Here is a 17,627-nt window from a genome sequence, read left to right on the forward strand (position 1 = left end):
GCGGGCTCGCCCAGGAGAACTCGCTCACATCGCGACACTGCACGTCAGGGGGTGGCCGATCGGCCAATTACCCTCGACCCACAGTTCTTACCTCTTTCGAAGGGTGCGCCCCATGGCGAACCAGCCTCCGGTCACCATCGCCATTGCCTGTCAGGGAGGTGGCAGCCACACCGCCTTCACCGCCGGCGTGCTCAGCCGCTGGCTCGAGGACGACGCGCTGCGCGAGGTCGAGGTCAAGGGTCTGTCCGGGACCTCCGGCGGCGCGATCTGCGCGTTGCTGGCCTGGTCGGCGTTGCTGGAGAAGCGGCCGGAGGACGCCCGGCGGCGGCTGGCCTCGTTCTGGGCGGCGAACTCGGCCGCTTCGCCGGCGGAGAAGGTCGTCAACGATCTGATCCTGGCCGCCTCCCGGCTCTCGCACTACGTCGCCGCACCGGCGATCAGCCCCTACTCCACGCCGACCTCGACGATGTCGCTGGACCACCTGCGCTCGCTGCTCGAGGACGCCCTGGACTTCACCGCCATCGGACAGCTCGCGGCCGACGCCGGCGAGCAGGCGCCGCTGCTGCTGCTGGGCGCGGTCGACGTGCTCTCCGGCTCATTCAAGGCGTTCAACAGCCACGAGGGGGAGATCAGCGCCGACGCGGTCCTGGCCTCGGCCGCCATCCCCAACCTGTTCCGGTCGGTGCCGGTCGACGGCCACCTGTACTGGGACGGGCTGTTCTCGCAGAACCCGCCGATCGGCGACCTGCTCTACTGCGAGCCCGACGAGATCTGGGTCATCCAGATCAACCCGACCGAACGGGTCACCGAGCCGACCAGCGTGCTGGAGATCGAGGACCGCCGCAACGAACTGGGCGGCAATCTCTCGCTGTACCAGGAGTTGAACTTCATCGAACAGATGGACTCGATGATCGAACGCGGCCTGCTGCGCAGCGAGCGGTACCGCCCGGTCACCGTGCGGATCCTGGAGATGAACCGGCCGCCGTCCTCCGAGCGGCTGGGCTACGCCTCCAAGCTCAACCGGGATCCGGCCTTCCTGCGCGAGCTGATCGCCCAGGGCGAGGAGCAGGCCGGCGAATTCCTGGCCGCGTTGCGCTTCGAGAACGCCTGGGACGCGGGCGAGCTGGAGACCGTGCTGGACTTCTTCGCCCCGGACGCACTGATCGCCTCGTCCAGCCCGTTCAGCGAGCTGGCGCCGACCCGCGACCCGGCCGCCCGTCGCGAGTACCTGACCGACCGGCTGGCGGCCGGGGTGACGATCGACCACAACCGCAAGCAGATCGTCAAGCGCAACCACGCCAAGTGGCGCATCCGCTCCACCGATCCGTCGACCGGGGTGAAGGTCGAGGGCACGGCCGCCGCCGACTTCCGCGACGGCAAGGTGGTCCGGTTCTCGCTGGGTACCTTCGACATGTTCCCGCTCGACCCGCTGGAGGAGTGAGGGCACCGCCCGCCCCGTCCCCCCGGAACCACTTCGCCCTGGAGTCAGCACCCCCATGACCATGATCGGCTTTCCGCCGCGCCCGGCCGACCGTTGGTCGCTCGCCACCTGGCAGAACGCGCCCGCCAACCGCTGGTCGTTCCAGCACGTCCGCGAGGTCGTGCCGACCGCCCGGGTGTCCCGCGGCGGCACGACGGCCACGCCGCTGCCGATGGCCGGCGGGTTCGACCCCGAGCAGGCGGTGTGGCGACTCGAGGGCAACTGGTCGACGGTGGCCGACGTCATCGCCGACACCTACACCGACGGTTTCCTGGTGCTGCACCGCGGCCAGGTGGTCACCGAGCAGTACCCCGAGGGCATGCCGGCGGACCGCCCGCACATCCTGATGTCGGTCTCCAAGTCGGTGGTCGGCGCCCTGGTCGGCATCCTGGCCGACGAGGGCGCGATCGACGTGCTCACCGCGGTGGACGCGTACGTGCCCGAACTGGCCGGGTCCGGGTACCGCGGGGCCACCGTGCAGGACGTGCTGGACATGCGCTCGGGGGTGCGGTTCTCCGAGACCTACCTGGACCCGGCCGCCGAGGTGCGGCTGCTGGAGCAGGTCATCGGCTGGGCACCGCGCACCGATCCGGACCTGCCGACGTCGATGTACGACTACCTGGCGACACTGCGGGCCGATCGCGCGCACGGCACCGCGTTCGAGTACCGCTCGTGCGAGACCGACATCCTGGCCTGGGTGTGCGAGCGGGCCACCGGCAGCCGGCTGACCGAGCTGCTGTCCTCCCGGATCTGGGCCAAGCTGGGCTGCGAGCAGGACATGGACGCGGCGGTCGACCCGGCCGGCGCGGTGTTCGCCGACGGCGGCCTGTCCGCCACCCTGCGCGACCTGGGCCGGTTCGGTCAGATGCTGCTGGACGGCGGGTTCGCGCACGGACGGCCGGTGGTGCCCGGCTGGTGGATCACCGACAGCCTGGCCGGGGCGGCCGACACCCGGGACACGTTCGCCGCCTCCGGCAACGGCTCCTGGCTGCCGGGCGGCGGCTACCGCAACCAGTTCTGGCTACCCGGCGGCCGGGAGGTGTTGCTGTGCCTGGGCATCCACGGCCAGCTCATCTGGATCGAGCCGGCTCGCGAGCTCGTCGTGGTCAAGCTGTCGTCCTGGCCGTTGCCGCAGCAGCCGGCCCTGCTGCTGGACACCTTCGCGGCCATCGACATGATCGGATTCCAGCTCACCCTCGGCTGACCCGACGAACTCGAAGACCAACGGAGGTCAGCGATGTCGAACTCCCCCGCCCGCCGGCGCGTCCGATTCCCGGGCATCAGTTCCCGGGCCTGGGAGCATCCGGCCCACCGGTCCGCGCTGGTCGCGCTGCGGGCCCTGCCGGGCTTCGACACCCTGCTCAAGACGATGGACGGCCTGTTCCGGGGCCGCAAGCAGCGGCTGATGTTCCTGGCCTCGGCGGTCCGGGTCGGCGAACGGCAGTTCCCCGAGCTCGATCGCCTGCTCACCGACGCCGTCCTGACCCTGGACGCCCAGGAGCGGCCGGAGCTGTACGTGCTGCAGAGCCCGGAGGTCAACGCGGTCAGCATCGGCATGCAGCAGCCGTTCATCGTGCTGACCACCGGCCTGCTGGACCTGATGGAGCACGAGGAGCTGCGGGTGGTGATCGGGCACGAACTGGGCCATGTGCTCAGCGGCCACGCCGTCTACCAGACCATGCTCGGCCACCTGCTGCGGGTCGCCGGCAACTTCGGCTGGCTACCGGTCGGCGGCTGGTCGCTGCGGGCCCTGATCGCGGCGCTGTACGAGTGGAGCCGCAAGTCCGAGCTGTCCGGCGACCGGGCCGGCCTGCTGGTCTCGCAGGACCCGCACGCATCGATCCGGGTGATGATGAAGATCGCCGGCGGCGCCGGGCTGGCCCAGATGGACACGGTGGCGTTCATGGAGCAGGCCGCCGAGTACGAATCGACCGGCGACGCCCGGGACAGCCTGGCCAAGCTGATGAACGTCGAGCTGCAGACGCACCCGTTCTCGGTGATGCGGGCCGGCCAGATCCGGTCCTGGGTCGACCACGGCGAGTACAAGGCGATCCTGAGCGGGAAATACCCCCTGCGGGTTGACGATCCGCAGGCCTCGGTGACCGATCAGGTCAAGGCGGCCGCCCGCAGCTACCGGGACAACCTGACCACATCCAAGGATCCGCTCACCCAGAAGGTGGTCGGTGCGACCCGCAACCTCGGCGGCGCCGCGCAGAACGCCGGGCAGAACGTGGCCAGCGCGCTGGCCACCCTCTGGCGGCAGGCCAACCAGGGCGGCACCGACATCGACGGGTCCGCGGATGAAGGGCCGGCGGGCGCACCGCGTCCCTGAGCGCCGACTCCGGGCTGGTTCGCTGATCTTTCCCGCGCCGTCGCCGGCGATCTGCCCGATTCGGCGCGGGTTTCCTCCGCGAACCGGCCCGGCCCGGTTCGCTGATCTTTCCCGCGCCGATGCTGGCGATCTGCCCGATTCGGCGCGGGTTTCCTCCGCGAACCGGCCCGGCCCGCCACGGTTCGCTGATCTTTCCCGCGCCGACGCCGGCCATCTGCCCGATTCGGCGCGGGTTTGATCAGCGGACCGTCAAGGGCGGCCGACCGTCAGGGGCGGCCGACCCCGGGCTCAGCCGCCGGACTTGACCCCGACGCTGGTGGCCGGCGCGACGAACTCGGCGCCGACCGGCACCCCCGCGTACTGGTCGCGGATCGCGTCGATCAGCCGGCGGGCCCGCGCGGTCAGCCGGGGCTTGCCGGCCGGCTGGGGCGCGGACTCGATGCCGACCGGCTGCGCGTCGGACTGCGAGCCGGAGATCAGGTCCGGTGGCGCGGCCTCGACCTCGGGTTCGGCCGTCGTCACCGCGTCGGACTCCTCGGTCTGCAGGCGGCCCTTGGTCACCAGGACGCCGAGATCGGCGCCCTTCCAGCGATAGTCGCCGGCGCCGAAGATGCGCAGGAAGAAGCACTCGCTCTCCCGCTGCAGCTGGTGCCAGTCCAGCGCGGCCCGGCGGAAATGCAGCTCGCCGTCGTCGTCGAAGTACCACTGCCCGGTCCGGGCGCCCTGGGTGATCAGCTCGACCTCGGGTGAGATCTCCTTGATCACCATCTGCGACCAGACGTCGACCGAGGCGAGATCCTCCCAGCGGCGGTTGATCTCGTCGACGTCCAGCTCGTAGTCGACGCCCATGAACTCCAGCAGGTGGAACAGGAACAGCGGCATGTCCGAGTAGGCGCCGGCGGTGACGTTGGTGATCGAGGACGCCCCGCTGATCCGCGGGTTCAGCTCGCCCAGGTAGACCTCTTCGGAGTCCAGGTCGACCAGCACGTCGACCTCGAAGAAGCCCTTGTACCCCTCCCCGGCGAGCCGGTCGCCGAGCCGGCGCACCAGCTGGGTGGCCTTCTCCCGGCGCAGCCCGGTCAGCACCTCCGGGTACATCTCGTTGCCGCACCAGCCGCCCTTGTACGGGGTCAGCTCGGCGTGCCCGACTAGCTCGGACATGAACGGCCCGACCACGGTGCCGTGCCGGGTCAGCACGGCCTCGACCGCGATGCCGCGGTTGTTGATCCGCTTCATGATCTTCTGCTGCTGGCCGACGATGTCGTCGGCGTTCTTGTCCCAGTCCGCCTGGCTGGTCAGGAAGAACGTGGTCTTGCCGGAGTCGCCGTATGGGGTCTGCAGCACCACGTCGGTGCCCAGGCCGGCGGCGGTGCACTCCTTGACCAGCTCGTCCCAGGTGTCCACCGAGGTCAGAATGTTCGGCACGCTGGGCGCGCCGGCCTCGTTGCCCAGCCGGGTGGTGACGATCTTGGAGTCCAGGTGTTCGCGCAACGCGGCCGAGGGCAGGATCAGGTCGTAGCCGAGCTCGGCGCAGATCCGCTCGGTCTCCTCGTCGAAGAAGACCATGGCGACCTTGGGTCGGCCGCCGTTGCGCTGCATGTAGGCCCGCACCTCGGGGTGCTGCAGCAGGTAGTTGTTGATCTCCTCGCCGCTCTCGAACTCGATGTACGGCTTGTCCTTCGGCGTGAACACCCGCGGATGGGCGCCGTCCCACGCGTCGTAGTAGGTCACGTATTCGAAGTTGCGCACCCACCGGTCCAGGCCGAGCAGGTTGAACGGGGTCGCTCCGATGAAGAACACCGGAGTGGTGTTGGTCCGGAAGAAGTGTCGGATCTCGGCGATTCCCTTGAGGGGCCGCTGGCCGAAGGGCGCCGACCCGGAAGCCGTCCCGCCCGGGGTGCTCTGCTCACTCATGGGCCTGATCGTTGCGTACGGGCTGGTCAGCGGCAACCGGGCCGCGCACGGGACCGGCGCGGCGAGCCCGGGCGGGGTCGAACCCGGCGAGGGATGATGACGCGACGCCGGAGTCGGGCCGGCCGCGGGAAGGGATGGTCGGTCGGTCATGGTGCTGGGTGGGGGTCGGCGCAAGGGCCTGAACCCGTTCCCCCGGGCGTTCCCGCCGCCCCGTCCGATCGACGCCGACGCCCCGATCCCGCTCACCGTCTTCGGCATCCACGAACCCACGCCCGGGCCGCGCTGGCAGGCGCTGTTCGCGGCCACCTGGCCGGGCTACCGCCGCTGGTACCTGCAACGCGACGTCCGACCGCGCCCCGCCCTGGGGCTGGCCCAGGACATGCTGGCCACCCACATGCCGGAGCTGCTGCCGACCTACCGGCGGATGGTCGAGCTGGCCGAGGAGTCCGTCGCCGCGCTGAATCTGGCCTCCGACGACGTGGCCGCCCGGATGCTGACCCTGTGGGATCCGCCGCGGTTCCTGCCCGGTTGCTCGCAGGCGGTCATCACCGCGCCGGAGATCGCGCTGTGCCGCAACTACGACTACTCCCCCGCGCTGTGGGAACGGGTCGTCATCTCCACCGCATTCGACGGTCGCCGGGTGATCGGCAACGGCGACTGCCTGTGGGGGCTGACCGACGGGATGAACGACGACGGGCTGGTCGTCTCGCTCAGCTTCGGCGGCCGCCGCGGGTCCGGGCCGGGATTCGCCGTGTCCCTGGTGGTCCGGTACCTGCTGGAGGTCGCCAGCAGCACCGAGCAGGTGCGCGAGATCCTGAGCCGGATGCCGGTCGCGATGGCCTACAACCTGACCGTCGTCGACGCGTCCGGGACGGTGCTGACCGCCTTCGTCGGACCGGACCGGCGACCCGAGTTCAGCGATTCACCGATCGCCACCAACCACCGCGGCGAGGTGCCGGACAGCATCGAGCACGCCCGCCAGTTCGCCAGCGTGCCGCGCCGCGAGCGGCTGGCCGAGCTGGTCGCCGACGACCCGAGCCCCACCGACCTGGTCCGGGCGTTTCTCAAGCGGCCGCTGTACTCGACCCAGTACTGGCGGGCGTTCGGCACGGTCTACACCGCGCTCTACCGGCCGGCCAGCGGCGCGATGCACCTGTACTGGCCGGGCCGCAGCTGGCGGCGCAGCTTCGACGACCCGGACGGCACGTTCGAGGTGGTCCTGCATCCGGGCTGAGCACCCGGCCCACCCACGGCCCGCGCTCACCCCCACCCGCGCGCACACCACGGCCCGCCCCGGTGCCGAGTGTGCAGATACGGCCCCTATTCCGGGCGATAAGGACCGTTTCTGCACACTCGATGGGGTCAGCCGGCGTCGTCCTCGGCCAGGATGATCGCCCGCAGTTGCTCGGCCTTCTCCGGTGTCCACCCGGCCGGCTGCACCACCTGGGCCCAGGCGTCCAGGTAGTTCACGGTGTAGTCGTGGCCGTGCCCGCTGGGCACGTCGACGAGTTCCATCATGTCCACGGTGACCTGCCAGAACGTCACGAACGGGACCCAGAACATGCCCTCGAGCTGGTCCGTGCCGGCCGGTTCGTCCAGCCAGTCCGGGCGGGTCAGCAGCAACGACGGACTCCACCAGACGACCGGATCGGACCCGTGCATGACGTAGAGCACGCGGGTGCCGTCCCACGGGGCGTCCGTCGGCCGGGTCGGCTGGGACGGGTCGGGGGTGAACCGCACGGTGCGGCCGTCACGGAAGACCGGCTCGGCTGCGGTGCTGCCGGGGTCGCGACCGGCCTCGAACTCCTGCCGCAGCGCGTTGAAGTTCGGCGGGCCGACGAACAGCACCCCGTCGGTGCGATTGGCCAGGTCGGCCTCGCCGCTGAAGGCCGCCTCGCCGGAGAACGAGCCCAGGCTCACCCCGAACACCAGCAGCTTGGGCCGATCGTCGACGGGCAGGGCGATCCAGCGCTGGTACACCGCGTCGAACATCGCCCGGCCGGCCTCCCGGGCCCGGACCTGATCGACCATGAACGAGAGCCACGACGGCAGGTAGCTGTACTGGATGCCGACACTGGCCACGTCACCGCGGACCTCGTACTCCAGTGCGTCGATGGAGGCCGGGTCGATCCACCCGGTGCCGGTGGTCCCGGCGACCACGAGGTACTCGCGGTCGAAGCCGCCGGCCCGCTCCAGATCCTGCACGGCCAGCTGCGCCCGTTCCTCCACGTTCGGCGCGGACTGGATGCCGGCGTAGGCCCGGATCGGCTCCAGCGCGGGCCCGCCCCAGAACGCGGCGATCTGCTGCTGGGTCGGTCCGGTGCCGGTGTAGTTGCGGCCCTGCAGGCCGAGCGTGTCCCAGGCGACCAGGGAGTCCGGGCCGCCGGAGCGCAGGGCCGTCGTCGGCTGCTCGGCGCCGTCCGCGGTGCCCCGGTCGGCCACCGAGAAGCTGTTGTCCAGGCCCTGCAGCAGCACGTCCTGCAACAGCCCGGAGACCAGCAGCACGCTGAGCCCGGTGACCGCCACCCAGCCGATCGCCCGGGCCGCCCGCCGGCCGATCCAGCGGGACAACAGCCCCCACAGCCAGCGGTACGCCCCGCGCAACCCCCGGCCGATCGCCACCAGCAGGACGAAGACCAGCGCGGCCGAGACCGGCAGCAACAGCTTGGACCACCAGCTTTCGGCCGGCGCGGACATCATGTCCCGCAGCTGGCGCTGCCAGCGCTGGCCGAGCAGCCAGCACACCAGCAGCAGCACCGCCCCGACGGCGTAGAACACCGGCCAGGACCAGCGCCGGGGTGGACGGGCCGGCCGATCGGGGAAGGCCCGCCAGACCGACGCGCCGACGACGCCCAGCCCGTACCCGATGGCCGCGCTGATGCCGCAGACCACGCCCTGCAGCAGGCCCGGGCGCGGCACCAGGGACGGGCTGAACGACAGGCCCGCGAAGATCAGCGCCGTCCACGCGCCGGGCAGCGTGTACCGGAACCAGGCGCCGCGGCGGGGCGGGCGGTCCGCCGCCGGCGGGGCGGCCGCCGGTGGGGCAACCGCCGGCGGGGCCGCGGGGTCGGTGGGTCCGGCCGGCGCCGTCTGATCGACGGGCTCCACGGACTGATCGGATGGCATGCGGCCCACTCCTTGGTCGTTCCGACGACGGTCAGGCGCCTGCCCGCTGACGTGCTCGTCGCCGCGACCATTGTCCGGCCCGGCGAGGAGCGATCCGTCCTCCGGGCATCCCCACCCGGCGAAAGTGATCCACGTCGCAGCATTCCCCGACGGATCGGGCGGTCAGCCGAGCAGCTGCAGGGCCAGCCACAGCTCGCTGCGCACCGTCGGCGAGTCCAGGTCCCGGCCGAGCAGCTGCCCGGCCAGGGTCATCCGGCGGCGCAGCGTGTGCCGGTGCACCCCCAGCGCGGCCGCGGCCGGGTCCCACTGGCCGTGATGTTCCAGCCAGGCCCGCAGCGAGGCGACCAGCTCCCCGCGTCCGGTCCGGTCGTGCTCGACCAGCGGCGCCAGCAACGACGCCGCGAACGCCGCCGCCCGCCGCGGGTCCCACAAACCCTCGATGCCGGTGGTCGCGATGGCGTCGAAGCCGAGGGTGGGCAGGCCGCGAGCGGCCGCCGCGGCGGCGGCCTGCCGGGCCTGGGTGAGCGCGGCGGGCAGCCCGGTGGCCGGCGTCGGCGCGGACCGGCCAACCGGGCGGGCGCCGGCGGCGGGATCCGCCGGGCCAGCGGGTGGCCCGGTCGGCGGTGCGGCGGCCGTCGCGGTGATCGGTGACGCGGGGGTGGGTGACGCGGGGGTGGGGGACGCGGGGGTGGGGGACGCGGAGGAGGCGGGAAGCGCGGCGGCCAGCTCGGCCGCGAGTTCGGCCGCCGCCGCTTCGGCTCCGTCGGCGGCGGTGAGCACGATGAGGTCGCCGTCCCGGTCGGTCGTCCAGACCGCCCCGCTGACGGCCCCGCCCACCCGCGCAGACCGTCCGCGCGGATGATGTCGTTGACTCCCGTCCCACCCGTCCCAATCGGTGCTGGTTGATCCGCGCCGGCGAAGTTGATCCGCGCGGGGTAGGGGGTGATCCGCGCGGGGAAGGGGGTGATCCGCGCGGGGAAGGGGGTGATCCGCGCGGGACGGCGGGGCGGGGCGGGCGGGGGCGACCAGGACCACCAGGGGGTCGGGGGGCCAGGTCGCACCGACCCGGTCGGCGAGCGTCCGGGCCAGGTCCAGGTGGCCGTCCAGGGCCAGGTCCAGGGCCACCGAGCGGACCTCGGCCAGGGCGTCGGGGCGGGTGGCGTCCTGCTCGAAACCCAAGGTGAGCAGCATGACGGCGGCGTTGACCAGGTGCCGGTCGGCCGACGGCAACGGACCCGGCCGCCCGACGGCCAGGAAGCCGCGCCGGCGGGTGCCCGCCCCGACCGGCTGCAGGCTGACCGTGTCGGTGCGGCCGTCCACGTCGATCTCGAACCCGGCGCCGATCGAACCGCGATGATCGCGCAGCCGGGCCACCTCGACGGCCACCACCGGCACCACCGCCGCGGCCCGCTCCGAGCTGGTCGCCAGCGCGGCTCCGCGCTCGTCCAGCAGTACGGCCCACCCGTCGATCTTGCGGGCCAGCAGCCGGATCAGCCGGGCCGGCGACTGCAGGGAGAGGGCGGCTCGGGTCAGCTCCTGCTGGGCGGTGAAGGTACGGGCCACGGCCGCGTACTCGTCCGCGGCCAGGGCGCTGGACACGGCCCGGGACAGCGCGATGAACGGGGTACGCCGGGGCACCCGCAGCAGTGGCAGGCCCAGCGCGTCGGCGGCCCGGACCAGCTCGTCCGGGATCTCGGCGAAGCTGAGCCCCACCCCGAAGCCCAGGCCCCGGACCCCGGCGTCGCGCAGCTTGCCGACGTACCCGGCCAGGTCCAGGCCGTCCCGGACGAACAGGCCGGTGGTCAGCAGCAGCTCGCCGCCGGACAGGAACGGGGTCGGATCGTCCAGCTCGCTCACGTGCACCCAGGTGATCGGGTCCGGCGCTCCGGGGGCGGCCCCGGCGATCAGGTGCACGCCCAGCTCCGGCAGCTGGGCCAGCTCCCGGACGGTCAGTGCCATGGCCGCTCCCGCGGCGAATGCGCCACTGTGTCCATTCGTTCCACTCTAGTGCGCCAGAACGGCCCATTACCCGAGCGGACGGATTCGAGGAGGCTGAAGCCAGCACGCGATGACCACGCGAACCCCACCCTGCCCGGCTGCTGCCGCGCCGGCGACCGGTCCGAGAACAGGAGCACCATGACCGCCACGCTGCCCACCACGTCCGCCTCCACCACCGTCACCGGCCCGGCGTCCACCGATCTGCCGCAGGAGCGCCGGCTGGTGACCGAGCTGCCCGGACCCAAGTCGCGCGAGCTGTTCGCCCGGCGCAACAGCGTCGTCTCGGCCGGGGTCAGCACCGCGTTCCCGGTCTTCATCGAGCGCGCCGGTGGCGGCGTGCTGGTCGACGTGGACGGCAACTCGCTGATCGACCTCGGGTCCGGCATCGCCGTGACCAGCGTCGGCAACGCATCGCCCAAGGTCGTGCAGGCGGTCAGCGAGCAGGTCGCCGCGTTCACCCACACCTGCTTCATGGTCACCCCGTACGAGGGGTACGTGCAGGTCTGCGAGCAGCTGGCCGAGCTGACCCCGGGCGATCACGCCAAGAAGTCGGCCCTGTTCAACTCCGGGTCCGAGGCGGTGGAGAACGCCGTCAAGATCGCCCGGCACGCCACCGGCCGCACCGCGGTCGTCGCGTTCGACCACGCCTACCACGGCCGGACCAACCTGACGATGGCGTTGACCGCCAAGAACATGCCCTACAAGCACAAGTTCGGCCCGTTCGCCTCCGACATCTACCGGGTGCCGACGTCCTACCCGTTCCGGGACGCCGGCGTCGACGGCGCCGCCGCGGCGGCCCGGGCGATCAGCCAGATCGCGGTCCAGGTCGGCACCGAGAACGTCGCCGCGGTGATCATCGAGCCGATCCAGGGTGAGGGCGGCTTCGTCGTGCCGGCCGCCGGCTTCCTGCCGGCCGTTGCCGACTGGTGCAAGGCCAACGGCATCGTCTTCATCGCCGACGAGATCCAGACCGGCTTCTGCCGCACCGGCGACTGGTTCGCCTGCGACCGCGAGGGCGTCGTGCCCGACCTGATCACCACGGCCAAGGGCATCGCCGGCGGGCTGCCGCTGGCCGCCGTCACCGGCCGGGCCGAGCTGATGGACGCCGTGCACGCCGGTGGCCTGGGCGGCACCTACGGCGGCAACCCCGTCGCCTGCGCGGCCGCCCTGGGCACCATCGCCACCATGCGCGAGCTGGACCTGGCCGGCGCCGCCCGGGCCATCGAGGAGACCATGACGACCCGGCTGCGGGCCATCGCCTCCCGGCACCCGGCCATCGGTGACATCCGGGGCCGCGGCGCGATGATCGCCGTCGAGCTGGTCAAGCCGGGCACCACCGAGCCGGACGCCGCCCTCACCGGGGCGATCGCCAAGGCCTGTCACGCCCAGGGCGTGGTCGTGCTGACCGCCGGCAGCTACGGCAACGTGTTGCGCTTCCTGCCGCCGCTGGTGATCGGCCAGGATCTGCTGAACGAGGGCCTGGACGTCATCGAGGCCGCGTTCGACCAGCTCGCCGCCTGACGCCCGCCACCATCGACGACCCGACACGAAGGACGACCATGGCTGTCACCGACGAAACCGTCACCCGCGTCCTGAACGCGGTCCCCACCGGCCTGCTGATCGGCGGCAAGTGGATCAGCACCGAGCACACCATCGACGTGGAGAACCCGGCCACCGGGCAGACCATCGCCCAGGTCGCGGACGCCACCCCGGAGCAGGGCATCGAGGCGCTGGACGCCGCGGTGGCCGCCGCCGACGACTGGGCCGCGACCGATCCCCGGGCCCGCGGGGAGATCCTGCGCAAGGCGTTCGAGCTGCTCACCGAGCGGGCCGAGGACATCGCCCTGCTGATGACCCTGGAGATGGGCAAGCCGCTGGCCGAGGCCCGCGGCGAGGTCACCTACGGCGCCGAGTTCTTCCGCTGGTTCTCCGAGGAGGCCGTGCGGATCTCCGGCCGGTTCTCCGTCGCCCCCTCCGGCGGCACCCGGCTGCTGACCATGAAGCAGCCGGTCGGCCCGGTCTACGCGATCACCCCGTGGAACTTCCCGCTGGCCATGGGCACCCGCAAGCTCGGCCCGGCCATCGCCGCCGGCTGCACCAGTGTCATCAAGCCGGCCGCGCAGACCCCGCTGACCACCCTGGCCCTGGCCGCCGTGCTGATCGAGGCCGGCCTGCCCGACGGCGTGGTCAACGTGATCACCACCTCGCACTCCGGGCCGGTGTCCGAGCCGATCATCCGCGACCCGCGGCTGCGCAAGCTCACATTTACCGGTTCCACCGGGGTCGGCCGCCGGCTGATCGAGCAGTCCGCGCAGAACGTGCTCAAGACCTCGATGGAGTTGGGCGGCAATGCCCCGTTCCTGGTGTTCGCCGACGCCGACCTGGACAAGGCCGTCGAGGGCGCGATGCTGGCCAAGATGCGCAACATCGGGGAGGCCTGCACCGCGGCCAACCGGCTGCTGGTGCACTCCTCGGTCGCGGAGCAGTTCGCCGCCAAGCTGGCCGCGAAGATGGGCGCGATGACGATCGGCCCCGGCATCGAGGACGGCGTGCAGGTCGGCCCGCTGGTCGACGCCGCCGCGGTGGACAAGGTCACCGAGCTGGTCGCCGACGCCGTGGACAAGGGTGCGACGGTCCTCACCGGCGGCGCCCCGATCGACGGCCCCGGCCACTTCTACCCGCCGACCGTCCTCACCGGCGTCGGCACCGACGCCCGGGTGTTCACCGAGGAGATCTTCGGGCCGGTCGCCCCGATCATCACCTTCGACACCGATGAGGAGGGCATCGCCAAGGCCAACGACACTGAGTACGGCCTGGTCGCCTACGCCTTCACGGAGAACCTGACCCGGGCGATCACCGTCGCCGAGAAGCTGCAGACCGGCATGGTCGGCATCAACCAGGGCATCGTGTCCAACCCGGCCGCCCCGTTCGGCGGCGTCAAGGCCTCCGGCCTGGGCCGCGAGGGCGGCGCCGAGGGCATCGAGGAATACCTGGAGACCAAGTACGTCGGGATCAAGCTGTAGCGGTTCGCCCCGCAGTTTCCGTGACGTGCGCCACGCCGGGCCGGGTTCGCCCGCGCCCGGCGTCCCGCGCGCGCTTCTCGTCATCCACGCGCAATCTTGGATGCGGTAGGACATCGTTGCGGTCGGGCGCCGTCCACCGATGTGTCCGGTGCTGTCCCGCTGGCCAGCAAACGCGGCCTGCGGGCAGCCGGGCGCCCGGTGACCGTGGATGATGGTCATCTTGGAAACCATGGAGGAAATATGTCCAACGGGCGACACCGGGTGGTCGTGGTCGGCGGCGGGTTCGGCGGGCTGAACGCGACCCGCTACTTGAAGGATGCTCCCGTCGACGTCACGATCGTCGATCGCACCAACCACCACCTGTTCCAGCCGTTGCTGTACCAGGTCGCGGCCGGACTCATCTCGCCCGGGCTGATCGCCCCGGCCATTCGGGCCACCATCAAGAAGCAGCGCAACGCGCGGGCCCTGCTGGGCGAGGTCAAGGACCTCGACCTGGCCAACAAGGTGGTCAAGGCGCTCGGCCCGGACGGCCGGCCGCTGGACCTGGAGTACGACTCCCTGGTCGTCGCCGCCGGCGCCTCGCACTCGTACTTCGGCAAGGACGAGTTCGCCGAGTTCGCCCCGGGCATGAAGACCATCGAGGACGCCCGGTACCTGCGCGACGGCATCCTGTCCAAGTTCGAGATGGCCGAGATGGCCACCGACCCGGTCGAGCGGGCCGAATGGCTGACCTTCGTGGTCATCGGCGCCGGCCCGACGGGCGTCGAGCTGGCCGGTCAGCTGGCCGAGCTGGCCCACCTGGTGCTGCCGCAGGAGTACCGCACGGTGGACACCACCGAGGCGCGGATCATCCTGCTCGAGGGTGCCCCCGCGGTGCTGCCGCCGTTCGACGAGAAGCTGCAGAAGTACACCAAGGCCCACCTGGAGAAGATGGGCGTGGAGATCCGGGTCAACACCCTGGCCACCGACATGAACCACGAGTCGATCACGGTCAAGGGCCCGAACGGGGTGGAGACCATCCGCGCCCGCACCCGGATCTGGGCGGCCGGCGTGCAGGCCTCCCCGCTGGCCAAGATGCTGGCCGAGAAGACCGGCGCCGAGCTCGACCGGGCCGGCCGCGTCTCGGTCAACCCGGACTGCAGCCTGCCCGGACATCCCGAGGTCTTCGCCATCGGCGACATGGTCTCGCTCAACAAGCTCCCCGGGGTGGCCCAGCCGGCCATGCAGGAGGGCAAGTACGTGGCCAAGCTGATCAAGGCCCGGACCACCGGCGCCCCGATCCCGCCGCCGTTCAAGTACTTCGACAAGGGCAGCATGGCGACCATCGGCCACAAGGCCGCCGTCGCCGACGCGTTCGGCTACAAGTTCACCGGCTTCATCGCGTACCTGATGTGGGGCTTCATCCACGTCGCGTACCTGGTCGGCTGGGGCAACCGGCTGGGCACCCTGTACAACTGGGCCCACTCGCTGTGGTTCAGCAAGAGCCGCGGCCACCGCATCATCACCTTCGAGCGCACCATGGTCGAGCTCGACGAGAACCGCAAGAAGGGCCGCGCCCCGGTCGTCCTGCCCGGGTCCAAGCCCTCGCTGGCCGACGAGATCGACGCCGCGGAAGGCGCTCCAAAGACCGCCTGAGCAGGTCCCCGACGCCAATGGCGCGGACCCGGGTCAGTACGACCGGGTCCGCGCCATTGGCGTCTGCGGCATCGCTCAGGTGTGGCAGTGATCCCCCGAGCCCGGCTGCGGCGGCACGTCCAGGGACGGGTTCCGGTCGAAGAAGCCGAACGGCTTGAGCCAGAACGAGATGGTGTCCACCGGCATGATCGGCCAGTCCTCGACCCGGGTGATGTGGTGGATGCCGAACACGTACCAGAGCACCACGTCGGTGTTGACCAGCGACTCGTCGTCGGCGATCCACCGGGTCAGCCCGTCGTCGGTCTCGCTCTGCGTGGGATAGGTTCCGGCCGGCCACTTCTCGTCGTCATGATGCTTGGTGACCCAGAGCGTGTGACCCATCACCGGGGCCCGCAGGTACTGCGCGGTGGTCGGTTCCATCATCACCGGGAACGCCGCGCCGGGCACCAGCTTGTAGGCCACCGGGGTGCCGAAGGCGTTGGTCTTGTTCGGGTTGACCACCTTCCAGCCGCGCTGCCGCTCGTAGTTGAAGTCCCGCGCCGACTGCGCCTCGGACTCGATGACGGTCGCCTCGGTCACCACCGACAGCCCGTGCGGGTTGTCCGGCCCGACCGGCAGCGCGTAGGAATCGCTCTCCACCACGCTGTTGTGCTGCCCGTCCACGTCCAGGTCCAGCCGGGCGACCAGGAAGTGCTGGTGGAACGGCGCGTAGGTGCGGTGGTCGACCAGGGTGCCGGTCCGCGGCGTCGGCTCGCCCTCGGGGATCGGGGTGGTGACCATGATCCCGGTCGCCCGGACCTCGCACTCGATGTTGCCGTCCTGGTAGAAGCGCCAGTAGACCAGGTACTCGTAGTTGGCCACGGTGGCGTGGATCGAGACGACCATCCGCCGGGCCCGGCGCACCTCGGCCCGGCCGTTGATCGAGTCCACGTGCTTCCACAGGACCGCGTTGTCCTCCTCGTGCAGGCAGATGGCGTTCTTGATGGTCGCCGGCTCGCCCAGCGAGTCGGTGAGCACCGCGTCTACGTAACGGATCTCGCCCAGGCAGTCGCAGCCGAGCTCCAGCGACTGGGTCATGTAGCCGATGCCCCACTCGCCGATGTCGTAGGCGGTGCGCCGGTAGTGATCGAAGCTGGCGTCCCGGTACGGCACGATCATCTCGGCGAACGACATCCGGTAGGCGATGTCCCGCTCGGTGCCGTGGTCGTTGTAGCTGACCTGGTGGATGACCGGGCCCTCGCGGTAGTTGAAGGCCAGCCGGAACGTCCAGTTCTGCCACTTGATGACGTTGCCGTCGACCTCGAACGAGGGGCCGTCGGGCTGGATGATGTCCAGCGCCTTGATGTCCTCGCGCAGCGTCTGGCCGGGCACCAGGGCCGGCTCGTACTCGCCCATCACCGGGGCCGGGGCGGCAACGACGTCGGCCCGGTCGATCTCCAGCAGCTCCATCGTGTTCATGTCCACGATCAGCTTCATCCCGGAGACCGGGTTGGCGTAGGGATTGCCGGTCGGGCTCGAGCGCACCCAGATGTCGGCCCAGCCCAGCCGCCGGTCCCGGTACTTCTCCGGCATCAACGCCTTGCCGTAGGTCCAGACGTCGATCAGGACCAGGTCCAGGTCGGTCAGACCGCGCTCGGCCAGAGCCGCGACCACGTCGGGGTTCGCCTTCATGGCGACCTCGCAGTCGTGCCACTCGTCCGGGGTGAAGTTGGGCGTGACGCCCGGGATGTGGGTGAAGGAGACCACCCGGTCCGCGTCCGCGCCGGACTCGGCGAGCTCGACGATCGCCTCGTAGGTCTTGTTGTCGGCCCGGTCCCACAGCACCGACAGGGAGCGCCGCACGATCGGGTCGCCCTCCCGCCAGGCCAGCACGTCCGCCTTGGCCGGCTCGTCCAGGGTGATGGAGGCGAACCGACGGGTCGGCACCAGGTCGCCGGACGCCCGCAACGCCCCGGTGGTGCGACGGAACTCCTCAGCGCTGAGAGAGTCGAGTGGATGACGGGACACGGGTGCTCCTCCGGACGTCGGTCGATGGCAGCCGGCCGCACGGTGTCCACAGATCTATGCCTCCATAGATCTGACGTCGGCCGAACCGGTTGACCGTAACCTTTTCGGCCGA

The 17,627-nt window shown here is 71.2% G+C and carries 11 protein-coding genes; 7 read left to right on the forward strand and 4 right to left on the reverse strand.

Features of this window, described 5'->3' with window-relative positions; translation table 11 throughout:
* Window positions 1-112 precede the first annotated feature (112 nt).
* The 3 genes from NAMU_RS24555 to NAMU_RS24565 are packed head-to-tail and all read left to right on the forward strand — an operon-like array spanning window position 113 to window position 3,812.
* On the forward strand, window positions 113-1,441 hold the full coding sequence (locus NAMU_RS24555) for a patatin-like phospholipase family protein (RefSeq protein WP_015750034.1): 1,329 nt from the start codon (window positions 113-115) through the stop codon (window positions 1,439-1,441).
* A 55-nt stretch (window positions 1,442-1,496) separates the two neighbouring features.
* Window positions 1,497-2,684, forward strand: coding sequence for a serine hydrolase domain-containing protein (locus NAMU_RS24560; protein WP_015750035.1), 1,188 nt, complete (start codon window positions 1,497-1,499; stop codon window positions 2,682-2,684).
* Between the two features lie 33 nt (window positions 2,685-2,717).
* On the forward strand, window positions 2,718-3,812 hold the full coding sequence (locus NAMU_RS24565; RefSeq protein ID WP_015750036.1) for a M48 family metallopeptidase: 1,095 nt from the start codon (window positions 2,718-2,720) through the stop codon (window positions 3,810-3,812).
* Between the two features lie 288 nt (window positions 3,813-4,100).
* Here the strand turns inward: NAMU_RS24565 and NAMU_RS24570 are convergent, their stop codons facing one another.
* Complete coding sequence (locus NAMU_RS24570; protein ID WP_015750037.1) at window positions 4,101-5,726, reverse strand: biotin carboxylase; 1,626 nt, start codon at window positions 5,724-5,726, stop codon at window positions 4,101-4,103.
* A 148-nt stretch (window positions 5,727-5,874) separates the two neighbouring features.
* Here NAMU_RS24570 and NAMU_RS24575 point away from each other — a divergent pair, with 148 nt between their 5' ends.
* The gene (locus NAMU_RS24575) at window positions 5,875-6,960 is read left to right on the forward strand and encodes a C45 family autoproteolytic acyltransferase/hydolase (RefSeq protein ID WP_015750038.1); all 1,086 of its coding nucleotides are present in this window, start codon (window positions 5,875-5,877) and stop codon (window positions 6,958-6,960) included.
* 128 nt (window positions 6,961-7,088) lie between these two features.
* Here the strand turns inward: NAMU_RS24575 and NAMU_RS24580 are convergent, their stop codons facing one another.
* A complete protein-coding gene (locus NAMU_RS24580) occupies window positions 7,089-8,852 on the reverse strand; it encodes an alpha/beta hydrolase (RefSeq protein WP_015750039.1) in 1,764 nt (587 codons plus the stop codon).
* Window positions 8,853-9,014: 162 nt separating this feature from the next.
* On the reverse strand, window positions 9,015-10,811 hold the full coding sequence (locus NAMU_RS27870) for a PucR family transcriptional regulator (protein WP_015750040.1): 1,797 nt from the start codon (window positions 10,809-10,811) through the stop codon (window positions 9,015-9,017).
* A gap of 177 nt (window positions 10,812-10,988) precedes the next feature.
* Between NAMU_RS27870 and gabT the strand changes: the two genes are divergently transcribed.
* The 3 genes from gabT to NAMU_RS24600 all read left to right on the forward strand — a co-directional run bounded on the left by gabT (window position 10,989) and on the right by NAMU_RS24600 (window position 15,508).
* Entirely contained in the window at window positions 10,989-12,371 is a 1,383-nt protein-coding gene (gene gabT / locus NAMU_RS24590) for a 4-aminobutyrate--2-oxoglutarate transaminase (protein ID WP_041369415.1), read from the forward strand.
* Window positions 12,372-12,409: 38 nt separating this feature from the next.
* Window positions 12,410-13,873 carry an NAD-dependent succinate-semialdehyde dehydrogenase gene (locus NAMU_RS24595; RefSeq protein WP_015750042.1) on the forward strand — a complete coding sequence of 488 codons (1,464 nt, stop codon included), beginning with the start codon at window positions 12,410-12,412 and terminating at the stop codon, window positions 13,871-13,873.
* A 240-nt stretch (window positions 13,874-14,113) separates the two neighbouring features.
* Window positions 14,114-15,508, forward strand: a complete 1,395-nt coding sequence (locus NAMU_RS24600) for an NAD(P)/FAD-dependent oxidoreductase (protein WP_015750043.1) — start codon at window positions 14,114-14,116, stop codon at window positions 15,506-15,508.
* 75 nt (window positions 15,509-15,583) lie between these two features.
* Here the strand turns inward: NAMU_RS24600 and NAMU_RS24605 are convergent, their stop codons facing one another.
* Window positions 15,584-17,515, reverse strand: coding sequence for a primary-amine oxidase (locus NAMU_RS24605; RefSeq protein ID WP_015750044.1), 1,932 nt, complete (start codon window positions 17,513-17,515; stop codon window positions 15,584-15,586).
* Between the last annotated feature and the right edge of the window lie 112 nt (window positions 17,516-17,627).

Origin of the sequence: Nakamurella multipartita DSM 44233 (assembly GCF_000024365.1) — a bacterium.
Classification (GTDB): Bacteria; Actinomycetota; Actinomycetes; order Mycobacteriales; family Nakamurellaceae; genus Nakamurella; species Nakamurella multipartita.

What these genes read in the sequence shown, in the direction of transcription:
- NAMU_RS24555 (WP_015750034.1), top strand. Translation starts at nt 113, where the DNA reads ATGGCGAACCAGCCTCCGGTCACCATCGCCATTGCCTGTCAGGGAGGT.
- NAMU_RS24560 (WP_015750035.1), top strand. Translation starts at nt 1,497, where the DNA reads ATGACCATGATCGGCTTTCCGCCGCGCCCGGCCGACCGTTGGTCGCTC.
- NAMU_RS24565 (WP_015750036.1), top strand. Translation starts at nt 2,718, where the DNA reads ATGTCGAACTCCCCCGCCCGCCGGCGCGTCCGATTCCCGGGCATCAGT.
- NAMU_RS24570 (WP_015750037.1), bottom strand. Translation starts at nt 5,726, where the DNA reads ATGAGTGAGCAGAGCACCCCGGGCGGGACGGCTTCCGGGTCGGCGCCC.
- NAMU_RS24575 (WP_015750038.1), top strand. Translation starts at nt 5,875, where the DNA reads ATGGTGCTGGGTGGGGGTCGGCGCAAGGGCCTGAACCCGTTCCCCCGG.
- NAMU_RS24580 (WP_015750039.1), bottom strand. Translation starts at nt 8,852, where the DNA reads ATGCCATCCGATCAGTCCGTGGAGCCCGTCGATCAGACGGCGCCGGCC.
- NAMU_RS27870 (WP_015750040.1), bottom strand. Translation starts at nt 10,811, where the DNA reads ATGGCACTGACCGTCCGGGAGCTGGCCCAGCTGCCGGAGCTGGGCGTG.
- gabT (WP_041369415.1), top strand. Translation starts at nt 10,989, where the DNA reads ATGACCGCCACGCTGCCCACCACGTCCGCCTCCACCACCGTCACCGGC.
- NAMU_RS24595 (WP_015750042.1), top strand. Translation starts at nt 12,410, where the DNA reads ATGGCTGTCACCGACGAAACCGTCACCCGCGTCCTGAACGCGGTCCCC.
- NAMU_RS24600 (WP_015750043.1), top strand. Translation starts at nt 14,114, where the DNA reads ATGTCCAACGGGCGACACCGGGTGGTCGTGGTCGGCGGCGGGTTCGGC.